The sequence below is a fragment of the Mycobacterium sp. 852002-51961_SCH5331710 genome, from assembly GCF_001665535.1.
GTDB lineage: Bacteria > Actinomycetota > Actinomycetes > Mycobacteriales > Mycobacteriaceae > Mycobacterium.
The window spans coordinates 72,932-85,114 of sequence record NZ_LZSQ01000123.1; the positions used below are offsets into that span (position 1 = coordinate 72,932).

Consider the following 12,183-nt stretch of genomic DNA (forward strand, 5'->3'; position numbering starts at 1 on the left):
CTGTGGCACTCAAGATCGATATCAAGGGAATGGTCTGGAAGTATCCGGAGCCATTCGTGGTGGGTCACGAACAAATCCGCCAGTACGCCAATGCAGTGAAGGCCGAGGACCCGCAGAGCCACAGCCTGGAAGCGGCCAGGGCGTCGGGTCACGAAGCGCTGATCGCGCCGCCGACCTTCATGTCGATTTTCGCGGTGATGATCCAGCGCCACTTTTTCCAGCACAACGATGTGGGCTTCGAGACGATGCAGATCGTGCAGGTCGACCAGAAGTTCAAGTTTCACAGGCCGATCAAGGCCGGCGATGCGCTAACCGGCACGCTGTACATCCAGTCGGTAGACGAACGCTTCGGCGCCGACATCGTGACCACCCGCAACACGCTGGTCGACCAGCACGGCGAGCTGGTGATGGAGTCGTTCACCACGCTGATGGGCCACGAGGGCGACAACTCGATTTCGGCCGGCTGGGACCCGGAGACGGGGCAGGTCGTGCGCAAGCCCGTCGTCCACGATCCCGCGGAGGATCCCGACGGCGGTGAGGTGAACGGCGAGGCGTCCGCTTAGTCAGCGGTCGCAGCGTCGGTGGATTAGTAACTCGGACCGTGGCGCGCTACACTCGGACCTCGGGGTTTTCCCAGTCCAGCGCGCTGTCCATCGGTTTGAAGATCTGCCGATCGGGGAGCGCGCGAATTGTGTGAGCCCCGAACGGGTGGACTGTCGCAGTGCCACCCTGAAGGGGCGTAGCTCAACTGGCAGAGCAGCGGTCTCCAAAACCGCAGGTTGCAGGTTCAAGTCCTGTCGCCCCTGCTCAAACTGAATACTCGACAAGTGTGGACACTGGAAGGTGACCCACAAACCAGATGACCAGACGAGGGAGCATGCGGTGAGCGACGAGCGCGACGGTGCGGGCTCCGACACCGACAACGGCCGCGGCGCTGTCGTGACTCGGCCCGCCCGCCCGTCGGGGAAGCGAACCCGGAGGGCAGCGGTCGGTGAGGACGCCGGCGAGGCTGTCGACCTGTCGACCGGCACCGCGGCTGCACCCACGAAGAACGGCTCGGGCGGCCGCAAGAAGACCGCCAAGAAGCGCGGTGATGGTCCCTCGCGGAACCCCTTCCTGTTCGTCTGGAACTTCCTGAAGCAGGTCGTCGCCGAGCTGCGCAAGGTGATCTGGCCGAACCGCAAGCAGATGGCCAGCTATACCGGCGTGGTGCTGCTGTTCCTGGCCTTCATGGTGGCGATGATCGGCGGCGTCGACTTCGGTTTGGCCAAGCTGGTTTCCCTGGTGTTCGGCTGACGAGTACGCGCGACGGATGAGAATTCTGAGAGGACTGACAAGTGACTAGCTTCGAGGGCGATACGCCTTCGGCCGAGAGCGTTGACCTGATCGACGAGACGACTGGGGCGACGACCGACGCGACCACCGATCCCGCGACCGAGGATGCCGACGTCGCCGGTGACGCCGTCAGCGACGAGGCTGCCACCACCGAGGACGCCGCCGGTGAGGCGCCCGCCGACGAGGCGGAGGCCGAGCCCGAGGAAGAGGATCCGGCGGTCGCGCTGAAGAAGGAGCTGCGCACCAAGCCCGGCGACTGGTACGTCATCCACTCCTACGCCGGTTACGAGAACAAGGTGAAGGCCAACCTCGAGACCCGCGTGCAGAACCTCGACGTCGGCGACTACATCTTCCAGGTCGAGGTGCCGACCGAAGAGGTCACCGAGATCAAGAACGGTCAGCGCAAGCAGGTCAACCGCAAGGTGCTGCCCGGCTACATCCTGGTCCGCATGGAGCTCAACGACGAGTCGTGGGGCGCGGTCCGCAACACCCCGGGCGTGACGGGCTTCGTTGGGGCGACGTCGCGGCCGTCGCCGCTGTCGCTCGACGACGTCGTGAAGTTCCTGCTGCCGCCCGCCGCGGCGAAGAAGCCGGGCAAGGCCGCCGCTGCAGCCGGTGCGGCCGCCGCTGAGACCGGGGGCATCGAGCGCGCGCCGATCGAGGTCGACTTCGAGGTCGGCGAGTCGGTCACCGTCATGGACGGGCCGTTCGCAACGCTGCCGGCGTCGATCAGCGAGGTCAACGCCGAACAGCAGAAGCTCAAGGTGCTGGTGTCCATCTTCGGCCGCGAAACACCTGTCGAACTGACCTTCAACCAGGTCGCCAAGATCTAAGCCCGGCGATTCGTGCACGCCTAGGGGCGCCCAGCGCAACGAGATGTGCACAAATCGCAGAGAAACGAGAGAGGAAACACCACACCCATGGCCCCGAAGAAGAAAGTCGTCGGGCTGATCAAGCTGCAGATCCAGGCCGGGCAGGCCAACCCCGCCCCGCCCGTCGGTCCGGCGCTCGGCCAGCACGGCGTCAACATCATGGAGTTCTGCAAGGCGTACAACGCCGCGACGGAGAACCAGCGCGGCAACGTCATCCCCGTGGAGATCACCGTCTACGAGGACCGCAGCTTCACCTTCAACCTCAAGACGCCGCCCGCGGCCAAGCTGCTGCTGAAGGCCGCCGGTGTGCAGAAGGGCTCGGGCGAGCCGCACAAGACCAAGGTCGCCAAGGTGTCCTGGGATCAGGTGCGCGAGATCGCCGAGACCAAGAAGGAAGACCTGAACGCGAACGACATCGATCAGGCCGCCAAGATCATCGCCGGCACCGCCCGGTCGATGGGCATCACGGTCGAATAGTTCGACCGGATCCCGTGGGAGAGCTGGCATCGGCTCGGCGATGAGCGCTCGCGCGAAGAGCGTTCATCACAGACCACAACTCAGCAACTAGGAGATACGAATGAGCAAGACGAGCAAGGCATACCGCGAAGCCGCCGAGAAGGTGGACCGCAGTCGGCTGTACACGCCGCTGGAGGCCGCGAAACTGGCCAAGGAGACCGGGTCGAAGAAGCAGGACGCGACCGTCGAGGTGGCGATCCGGCTGGGCGTCGACCCGCGTAAGGCCGACCAGATGGTGCGCGGCACCGTCAACCTGCCGAACGGCACCGGCAAGACCGCCCGCGTTGTGGTGTTCGCGGTCGGGGACAAGGCCGAGGCCGCCGAGGCCGCGGGTGCCGACGCCGTCGGTAGCGACGACCTGATCGAGCGGATTCAGGGCGGCTGGCTGGACTTCGACGCGGCGATCGCGACGCCCGACCAGATGGCGAAGGTCGGTCGCATCGCCCGCATCCTGGGCCCGCGTGGCCTGATGCCGAACCCGAAGACCGGCACCGTGACGCCGGACGTCGCCAAGGCCGTGTCCGACATCAAGGGCGGCAAGATCAACTTCCGCGTCGACAAGCAGGCCAACCTGCACTTCGTGATCGGCAAGGCGTCGTTCGACGAGAAGGCGCTGGCGGAGAACTACGGCGCCGCGATCGACGAGATCCTCCGGGCCAAGCCGTCGTCCTCGAAGGGCCGCTACCTGAAGAAGGTCGTCATCTCGACGACCACCGGACCGGGGATCCCCGTCGATCCCGCGGTGACGCGTAACTTCACCGAGAACTGAGTCAGTAGCCGGGCTGTGGCGTGGTTGCGCCACAGCTTCCGGTGCGACTTCGTTTTCGTTTCACGGCTCGTCGAGAAATCGTCGAGCCGCTGAAGGTTGGGCGCGGGCCGTCTTCTGGATGTTTGTGACGGCGGTGTTGCGCCAGTGGACATCTGGCAAAGAAAAATTCATCGGCGAGTTCGCCTGTTTCATCGTCGCTGGCGGTAGACGTATGTGAAAGTTGACCCATGCGTAAGTGCATTCGGGTCGTCTATCTCTCTTTGCTGGGGCTTCTGAGCGCAGCTGTGCTGAGCGCCGCTACCGCGTTCGTGGCGGCGATCAGCCTGGCCGCCAGCACCGCTCTCATCGTGCCGGGCACGGGAACCCCGAACGCGAACGACGTCGATAAGTACATGCCGAACTTCCGCGACTACTACATGAAGACAACGCAGTGCACCGCCGGCAACAGTTGTGACTTGGACGGTATCGACTACTTCGCGTCGTTCTGGCCGATACCGCTGCCCGGGTGGTGTGACCCCGGTCGGTGCGAGAAGTTCGACGTATCGGTGGCCGACGGCGTCACGCATCTGAACGACGCACTTACATCATTGAAGAATCTCGGATACAACGGCGATCTCGTGATCGCCGGGTACTCGCAGGGCGCTCGCGTCGCCACCATTTCGAAAATGCAGTTCGCCAATGGCGACTGGAAGGGGTTAGTCGATCAGATAACCGCGGCGGGAGGGAAGGTCGAGTTCGTCTACATCGGTAACCCGAATCGGCCGAACGGCGGTCTTCTGTCGCGCTTGGGCATCCTGGGCCACATCCCGATTCTCGACGTGACGACCGGCCAGCCCACGCCGACCAACACGCCGTTCAAGACGAAAGACTGGGCTATCCGCTGGGAAGGCATCGCGGACTTCTCGCAGTATCTGCTCAATCCGCTGTCTGTCGCCAACTCGATCTTGGGCTTCTACTACGACCACGGCACCTACCTCGCGATCAACGAGGACAGTGATCCGGGCGAAACGCCCGCCGGGTACACCGTTGCTGAGTGGAAAGAGCTCACCACATACCCCGAGAAACACCCGGACCTCGTTCAGATTGAGACGTACGGGGACACGACGTACTACACGATCAGGCCGAAGGTACTGCCGTTGGTCCGTCCCCTGCACAGCATCCCGTTGATCGGCAAGCCGATAGCAGACTTCTGGGAGCCCATACTCGAAGTCATCATCGAAGAGACCGGTTACAACCGCAACATCCCCTTCGGTCAATACTCGCCGTTCGGTCTCATCCCGATCTTCAACCCGATCACGCTCGTCCTCAAGCTGATTCCAGCTGTCTTCCAGGGCGCGATCAACTTCCTGGGCAATTTCATCCCGGCACTGGCGCCGAAGCCGATTGAGATCACTCCTGAACCGGTCACCCCGACTGCTCCTCCCGGTCAGGGGGGCGAGCAGGACGATCCGCTGGAGAATGGCACCGACAACCTGGACGCGAACGACATCCAGGGAGACAATCTGCGCCAAATGGCCGCGCGGGGAGACGCTGACGCGATGGTGCTTGCCGTCAACAGCGAGGGAGAACTCACGCTGACTGAAGGCGCGGAGGGTCCGGTCATCGCGAATCCGGCGGAAGGCGATGTGATCACGGATCCAGCTGAAGGCGGTGTGATCACGGATCCGACCGACGGCCAGATCATCGAAACCCCGGAACCGCAGGAGACGGTCATCGACCCCAACCCGAGCGGGGTGGTGGATGAGAAGACTACGGACCCGGCCGACGGCGACGTCGTGGTTGCAGTGAAGGATCCGGACGTCAAGAAGGATCCGGACGTCAAGAAAGATCCGGACGTCAAGAAGGACCCCGACCTCAAGTCGAACGTTGCGCAGAACAGGCTCGACGCGAACGGGCGCAGCGTGTCGTTGAATGCCTCGCCAAACCAGCCGGGCGAAGCGCAGAAGGATGCCGGTACGGGCAACGTTCAGCGCATCGCTCCGGCGGGTCCGGAAGAGGGCGTCACGACGAAGCCGAATCCGACCGGCCCCGCCAAGGACCCGACGGATGGAAACGACGCGCAGGACGCGAACGACTCTGCACCAGCCGCGGCCTGAGCGACACCGGCAAGCTTCCGGACCAGCGTCCCTGCGAGAGCAAAGTCGCTGTATGTCACGATTGGGCGCGTGAGGGGCATTATCTTGGCCGGCGGGAGCGGCACGCGTCTGCACCCGATAACGCTGGGTGTGTCGAAGCAGTTGGTGCCCGTCTACGACAAGCCGATGGTCTACTACCCGCTCTCGACGCTGATGCTGGCGGGCATCCGCGACATCCTGGTGATCACGACACCCCATGACGCGGACGGCTTCGAACGCCTGCTCGGTGACGGTTCGCGCTTCGGCGTGTCGATCACCTATGCCAAGCAGCCGTCTCCCGACGGCCTGGCGCAGGCGTTCACGATCGGCGAGACCTTCATCGGCACCGACAACGTCTCGCTCGTACTCGGCGACAACCTGCTGTACGGGCCCGGGCTGGGGAGCCAGCTCAAGCGCTTCACAACCATCGACGGCGGCGCGATCTTCGCTTACTGGGTGGCGGATCCGGCCGCCTACGGCGTGATCGAGTTCGACGACAACGGCCTGGCCATCTCTCTCGAAGAGAAGCCCGACAGGCCCAAGAGCAACTACGTCGTACCCGGCCTTTACTTCTACGACAACGACGTCGTCGAGATCGCCAAGGACCTGAAGCCGAGTGCGCGCGGCGAGTACGAGATCACGGACGTCAACCGCTGCTATCTCGAGCGGGAGCGGCTACAGGTGCACGTGCTGCCCCGCGGCACCGCATGGCTGGACACCGGCACTTTTGACCAGATGACAGACGCCGCCGAGTATGTGCGCACCATGGAGCGACGCACCGGCTTGAAGATCGGGGCGCCCGAGGAGATCGCGTGGTTGCAGGGATGGATCACCGACGAAGAACTTCGGGAACGCGCTGAGCCGCTGGTGAAGTCGGGCTACGGCCGGTATCTGCTGGACATTCTGGATAGGGGTCGCTGATGTCGCGACTCCTCGTCACCGGTGGAGCGGGATTCATCGGCTCGAACTTTGTGCGGTACGTCATCGACCACACCGACCATCACGTGACGGTGCTCGACAAACTCACGTACGCGGGTAACCGCGCCTCGCTTGCCGGATTACCGGACGACCGAATGACTTTCGTGCACGGTGACATCGCGGACGCGCCTCTCGTGGACGAGTTGTTCGCCGACGTCGACGCCGTTGTGCACTACGCGGCCGAGTCGCACAACGACAACTCGCTCGACAACCCCGAGCCGTTCCTGCACACCAACCTCGCCGGCACCTTCACCCTGCTGGAGGCGGCGCGCAGACACGGCACTCGTTTTCACCACATCTCGACCGACGAGGTCTACGGTGACCTCGAACTCGACGACCCCCGCAGATTCACCGAACAAACGCCGTACAACCCGTCGTCTCCGTATTCGTCGACAAAGGCCGGCAGCGATCTGCTGGTACGGGCCTGGGTTCGATCGTTCGGTGTCGCTGCAACGATTTCGAACTGCTCGAACAACTACGGGCCCTATCAGCACGTCGAGAAGTTCATTCCGCGACAGATCACCAACGTGCTGCGCGGGATTCGGCCCAAGCTCTACGGCGAGGGCCGCAACGTGCGGGACTGGATCCACGCCGACGACCACTCCTCTGCGGTTTTGACCGTCCTCGACAAGGGCCGTATCGGCGAGACGTATCTGATCGGCGCCGACGGTGAAAAGGACAACAAGACCGTCATCGAGTTGATCCTCAGGCACATGGATCAGCCCACCGACGCCTATGACCATGTGACCGACCGAGCGGGTCACGACCTGCGATACGCCATCGACTCCACCAAGCTGCGCGAGGAACTCGGCTGGCAACCGCAATACCAGGACTTCGAAAAGGGTCTTGCCGCAACGATCCAGTGGTACCGCGACCACGAAGACTGGTGGGCGCCGGCCAAGGATGCCACCGAGAGCTTCTACGCCCGGCTGGGTCAGTGAAGAAGGCTTGCGAGTGACTGAATTCGGTAAACCCCTGCGCGCCGTCACAACTCCTATACCGGGTCTGGTCGTGTGGGAGCTTGCGGTGCACGGCGACAACCGAGGGTGGTTCAAGGAGAACTGGCAGCGCGAGAAAATGGTCGCGCTCGGGCTGCCGGACTTCAAGCCCGTCCAGAACAACGTGTCGCTCAACGAGAATGCGGGCACCACACGCGGGATTCACGCCGAACCGTGGGACAAGTTCATCTCGGTCGCGACCGGCCGGATCTTCGGAGCGTGGGTCGACCTGCGGGAGGGTCCCACATTCGGCACCACGTTCACGACCGAAATCGACCCGTCCAGAGCGGTTTACGTTCCTCGCGGCGTCGGCAACGCGTTCCAGAACCTGGAGCCGAACACGGCCTACGTCTACCTTGTGAACGATCACTACTCACCCGACGGGCAGTACACATCGCTCAACCTCGCAGATGAGACCGTCGCCATCGACTGGCCGATTCCGTTGGAACACGCGGAGCTGTCGCAGAAGGACCGCCAGCATCCGCGCCTGGCGGACGTCAAACCGATTACTCCGCGAAAAACACTGGTGCTCGGCGCCGGTGGCCAGCTGGGCAGGGCACTGCGCGACGAATTCACCGGGGCGTCCGAGGTCGAATTCACCGAACGCGCCGACATCGACCTCACCGTCGCCGGTATCGAATCCGCACGCCGCTGGCGCGAATACGAGACCATCATCAACGCCGCGGCCTATACGGGGGTCGACGCTGCCGAGACTCCCGAGGGCCGTGCGGCGGCGTGGGCAACCAACGTCGCGGGCGTGGCGGCGCTGGCGCGTACCGCGTCCGACAACAACATCACCCTGGTGCACATCTCCAGCGACTACGTCTTCGACGGCAGCGCCCCCGACCCTCACCGGGAGGACGATCCGGTGTCACCGCTCGGGGTATACGGCCAGACCAAGGCCGCCGGCGACCTTGCCGTGGCGACGGTGGATCGGCACTACATCGTGCGCACTTCCTGGGTGATCGGAGAGGGCCACAACTTCGTGCGCACGATGCTGTCGCTGGCCGAGCGTGGGGTGAACCCATCCGTCGTCAGCGACCAACGGGGCAGGCTGACCTTCACATCCGACATCGCCAGGGCGATCCGCCACCTGTTGGACAGTCGGGCACCCTACGGTACGTACAACGTCACCGGTTCGGGATCGGTGACGTCGTGGGCCGATGTAGCCAGACGGACATTCGAACTCGCCGGTCATGACCCGAGCCGAGTCACCGATGTGACCACGGAGCAGTACTTCGCCGACGCCTCGAAGCCCGTGGCACCCCGGCCGGCCAACAGCGTCCTCGACCTCGCCAAGATCCAGTCGATCGGTTTCGAGCCGGCCGACGCGGACGAGTCTCTTGTCAACTACATCCAACGCTTCACCGGAACTCGCTAGAGCTCAACGGTTCTCGCCGAAGACGCGACCGAGCTCGGCCCGCGACCGGATCCCGAGCTTCCGGTATATCCGAGCCAGGTTGGTCTCGACCGTCTTCGGGCTGATGAACAGCGCGGTGGCCACGTCCTTGGTCGTCATTCCCGACGCGGCGAGCTCGGCGACGCGGAGCTCCGACGGGGTCAGGCCCATGCTGCCGTTGCTCGACGCGCCGGCCCGCGCGATCTCGGCGCGCGCCCGCCGCGCCCACAGCGGCGTGCCCAACTCTTCGAACACGCCCAAAGCCTCGGTCATCGTCGTGCGCGACGCCTCCTTCTGGCGCTGGCGACGCTGTAACTGACCGAGCAGCAACAACGTTCGGGCCCGCTCGAACGGCATCGGCAGGCGCTCGTGGTGCGTCAACGCCACCCTCGCCATGTCCGACGCCTCGTCGACGTCGCCCCGCGCGGCCAGCCACAGACTGCGGCACCGCGCGCCCATCGCCAGCATCCACGGCCTGTCCAACAGGCGTCCATTGGCCTCCAGCGCATCGATCATCGGCTCGGTTTCGGCGGCGCGGCCGAGCGCGACCATCGCCTCCACCGCGTCCGGGACGAAGCCCACCGTGATCATTTCGGTGCCCGGTAGAAAAGGGAACCGGTCGACCATCGGCTGCAAGATCTGTAGCGCCTCTTCATAGTTGCGTAGCGAGACCTCCAGGAACGCCAGGCTGATCGACGCCCAGTCCGCCAGACGCGGAGAACCGCAACGCACGGCGAGTTCGATCGCCCTTCGTGCGACGTCGCGGGTCTCGTCCTGTCTGCCCGCGTATGCCGCGACCGCCGACTGGATGGTCTTGGCGACCACGCGCATGTGCTCGCCGCCGAGTTGTTGTGCCCGCTCGACGGTTTCCTCCGCGATACGGGTCGCGTCGTCATAGCGTCCCCGCCAGATCTCGATCAGCGCGCTGAACACCGCGACGAAAATCAGGTCGGTTTCGGCACCCCGTTCGAGGCAACGCTGATGGACGAAGGCCATTTGTTGCATCGCCTCGTCCAACCGCCCGACGAACGCCAGCAGCAGAGCGTAATTTGCCCTGGCGCGGAACGCGATCGGCGCCTCGCTGCTGTGGTCCTGCAGCGCCAGCGCCCGCCGGATGCCCGCCCAGTCGACCCCTCGGCCGCACATGCATGCGATATTGGTGCGCACCGCCAGAACCTGGCTGGTGAGATCCGCCAGCCCGACATCTTCGGCGTACGCCGCTGCCCGTTCCGCGCTCTGCAGCGCTGCGCCGAACTCGCCGGCGTTGAGACGCGCATAAGCCAACAACAGCAGCGTCCGCACGCGCACCTCGCGGTCACCCTCGTCGTGTTCGAGCGCCTGCTCGAGAAGGCCGACCGCATCGGTGAAGCTGTTGTGTTGAATCCGCATGCTGGCCAACAGATTCAGCGCCATGGCCCGGTGCACGCCACTTGGTACCCGCTCGGTCACACCGTCGAGCAGCGAACGGGCACGCTCCAAGTCGCCCGCGTGCAGATAGTGGTCGGCGGCGCGAATGCGCCGCGGTGGTGTGTCACCGCCGAGACCGATTGCCAGCTCGAGCATTTCGGCTGCCGCGGCGGGGGCACCGCGCGCACTGGCAGACTCTGCCGCGGTGTCCAACGCCGCCAACGTCACCGGATCCGCACGAGCCGCGGCCAGCGCCATATGCCTGGCCCGCGACTCGGCGAGCACCACGGATTCCGCCATCGACCGGTGCATCGCGCGTCGTTCACCGGGTTTGGCGTCGGTGTAGACGCTGCGCGCCAGCAGCGGATGCGAGAACGCGACGGCGTCGCCGTTGATCGTCACGATGCCCTTGTTCGCGGCCTCCGTGAGCAGTTCCGCGGTGCGCTCGACGGTGCTGTCCGTGACGCGCGCCAGCAGGTCGACGGTGGGGGCGGCCTCGCATGCGGCGGCCAGCAGCAGGACCTGCGTCTCGGGCTCGAGGCGGCCGATCCGTCTGCGCATCAACTCCGCCAGCGTGGCGGGCAACACCGACTGCGAGCCACCCGCGTCGATCGCTCGGGCCAGCTCGAGTGCGTAGAACGGGTTGCCGCCCGAGATCTCGGCAATCCGGACCATCGTCGGTCGGGGGAACGACCGGCCGAGCCGCGTCGAGATCAACGCGTGCAGGCCGCCGAGGCTCAGCGGGCCGACGTTCACCCGGCGCACATCGGACGAGTCGCCCACCTGCAGCCAGCCCGCCGCACCCGGACCCTCGTGTTCGGCGCGTTCTGTGACCAGCACGCCCACGTGACCGCTGAAGCGTCTCGCGGCGAAGGCCACTACGGCCTGACTGGACGGGTCGAGCCACTGCACATCGTCGAGAGCGACCAGGACAGGACCGTCGGCACGGAGCCGCTCGACGGCGGCGGTGAAGGCCGCGGCCACCGCGCCCTGGTCCGTCGGTGGGCCGTCGCCGTCGGCCCGCAGCAGCACACGGTCCACCGCGAGGCGCTGCACGTCCGGCAGGCCGACGAAGACCTCGGAGGGGAGGTCGCCGAAGAGGTCGGCGACCGCCGCATACGCGAGGGTCGTCTCGGCCTGCCCGGCCCGCGCCGTCAGAATCCGGAAGCCGCGATCACGTGCCGCCGATATCCCGGCCAACCACAGGGTGGTCTTCCCGGCTCCGGCCTCGCCCTCGAGGACCAGGGCAGAGGGTCCGCTGTCGACGGATTGCAGGAAATCGCTCACCGCCCGAAATTCCGCCGGACGCTCGATTACGCCGGACACCAATGACCACACCCCTCATCGACAGCAAATCCGAGGATAGCCCGCCGGCACCGGGCGCCGCAGTCTCAGGCCCAGGGATACGCAGCTAAGAGGAGTGCTTAACCGGCAGGTCCGGCCGGGGATGGATGTTCGGCAACGTCAGAGCGACGATGCCGGATCCGAGTGCCGACCTGAGCGGTCAACCGCTGATGCGGTACGCCCGCGGCGAGGCAGGTCCGGGACACGAGCTCGCGCGAGCCGGCGCCGAAGACGCCGTAGAGCACCTCGTCACTGGGAACGGCCAGCGTGATCAGCAATTCGATGGGTGTGCCCTCGTCAGTGGCGAGGGCCGCCGCGGCGTCGAGGCGCGACACCAGATCTTCGACGGACTGCTCACTGAGCTCCGGTAGATACCATTCCGCCAGGTAGCACGCGGACTCCCCACTCCCGCTCATCTGTCGAACGGTAGCGACTCATCCCGTCGAGCGAA

General features: G+C 65.2%; 11 protein-coding genes and 1 tRNA gene. 10 read left to right on the forward strand and 2 right to left on the reverse strand.

All coding sequences use genetic code 11. From position 1 onward, the window contains the following. The first annotated feature begins 2 nt into the window (after nt 1-2). From hadC to A5752_RS23370, 10 genes are all read left to right on the forward strand, one after another. Nucleotides 3-563 (forward strand): (3R)-hydroxyacyl-ACP dehydratase subunit HadC, encoded by a 561-nt coding sequence (gene hadC / locus A5752_RS23325; RefSeq protein WP_082964032.1) that lies wholly within the window; start codon nt 3-5, stop codon nt 561-563. Nucleotides 564-733: 170 nt separating this feature from the next. Then, a tRNA-Trp gene (locus A5752_RS23330) sits at nt 734-806 on the forward strand. A gap of 76 nt (nt 807-882) precedes the next feature. Continuing rightward, nucleotides 883-1,296, forward strand: coding sequence for a preprotein translocase subunit SecE (secE, locus tag A5752_RS23335; RefSeq protein ID WP_067090833.1), 414 nt, complete (start codon nt 883-885; stop codon nt 1,294-1,296). A 41-nt stretch (nt 1,297-1,337) separates the two neighbouring features. Beyond that, nucleotides 1,338-2,168, forward strand: coding sequence for a transcription termination/antitermination protein NusG (nusG, locus tag A5752_RS23340; RefSeq protein ID WP_067090835.1), 831 nt, complete (start codon nt 1,338-1,340; stop codon nt 2,166-2,168). A gap of 87 nt (nt 2,169-2,255) precedes the next feature. After that, entirely contained in the window at nt 2,256-2,684 is a 429-nt protein-coding gene (gene rplK / locus A5752_RS23345; protein ID WP_059101294.1) for a 50S ribosomal protein L11, read from the forward strand. 100 nt (nt 2,685-2,784) lie between these two features. Beyond that, nucleotides 2,785-3,492 (forward strand): 50S ribosomal protein L1, encoded by a 708-nt coding sequence (gene rplA, locus A5752_RS23350; protein WP_067090838.1) that lies wholly within the window; start codon nt 2,785-2,787, stop codon nt 3,490-3,492. Between the two features lie 227 nt (nt 3,493-3,719). Then, the gene (locus tag A5752_RS23355) at nt 3,720-5,588 is read left to right on the forward strand and encodes a PE-PPE domain-containing protein (protein ID WP_067090841.1); all 1,869 of its coding nucleotides are present in this window, start codon (nt 3,720-3,722) and stop codon (nt 5,586-5,588) included. 69 nt (nt 5,589-5,657) lie between these two features. Further along, a complete protein-coding gene (rfbA, locus tag A5752_RS23360; RefSeq protein ID WP_067090845.1) occupies nt 5,658-6,527 on the forward strand; it encodes a glucose-1-phosphate thymidylyltransferase RfbA in 870 nt (289 codons plus the stop codon). After that, nucleotides 6,527-7,525 (forward strand): dTDP-glucose 4,6-dehydratase, encoded by a 999-nt coding sequence (rfbB, locus tag A5752_RS23365; RefSeq protein WP_067090848.1) that lies wholly within the window; start codon nt 6,527-6,529, stop codon nt 7,523-7,525. The genes rfbA and rfbB overlap by 1 nt, the downstream gene beginning before the upstream one ends. Nucleotides 7,526-7,538: 13 nt before the next feature. Next, entirely contained in the window at nt 7,539-8,963 is a 1,425-nt protein-coding gene (locus A5752_RS23370) for a sugar nucleotide-binding protein (RefSeq protein WP_231983493.1), read from the forward strand. Nucleotides 8,964-8,966: 3 nt separating this feature from the next. Here A5752_RS23370 and A5752_RS23375 read toward each other — a convergent pair whose 3' ends face one another. Both A5752_RS23375 and A5752_RS23380 read right to left on the reverse strand, forming a co-directional pair. Then, nucleotides 8,967-11,726 carry a helix-turn-helix transcriptional regulator gene (locus A5752_RS23375; protein ID WP_353612409.1) on the reverse strand — a complete coding sequence of 920 codons (2,760 nt, stop codon included), beginning with the start codon at nt 11,724-11,726 and terminating at the stop codon, nt 8,967-8,969. 86 nt (nt 11,727-11,812) lie between these two features. Beyond that, the gene (locus A5752_RS23380) at nt 11,813-12,148 is read right to left on the reverse strand and encodes a hypothetical protein (protein ID WP_067090858.1); all 336 of its coding nucleotides are present in this window, start codon (nt 12,146-12,148) and stop codon (nt 11,813-11,815) included. Nucleotides 12,149-12,183: the final 35 nt, after the last annotated feature.

Bases quoted from the DNA above. Each gene is read 5' to 3' on its own strand.
- rplK (WP_059101294.1), top strand. From the start codon at position 2,256: ATGGCCCCGAAGAAGAAAGTCGTCGGGCTGATCAAGCTGCAGATCCAG.
- rplA (WP_067090838.1), top strand. From the start codon at position 2,785: ATGAGCAAGACGAGCAAGGCATACCGCGAAGCCGCCGAGAAGGTGGAC.
- A5752_RS23355 (WP_067090841.1), top strand. From the start codon at position 3,720: ATGCGTAAGTGCATTCGGGTCGTCTATCTCTCTTTGCTGGGGCTTCTG.
- A5752_RS23380 (WP_067090858.1), bottom strand. From the start codon at position 12,148: ATGAGCGGGAGTGGGGAGTCCGCGTGCTACCTGGCGGAATGGTATCTA.
- rfbB (WP_067090848.1), top strand. From the start codon at position 6,527: ATGTCGCGACTCCTCGTCACCGGTGGAGCGGGATTCATCGGCTCGAAC.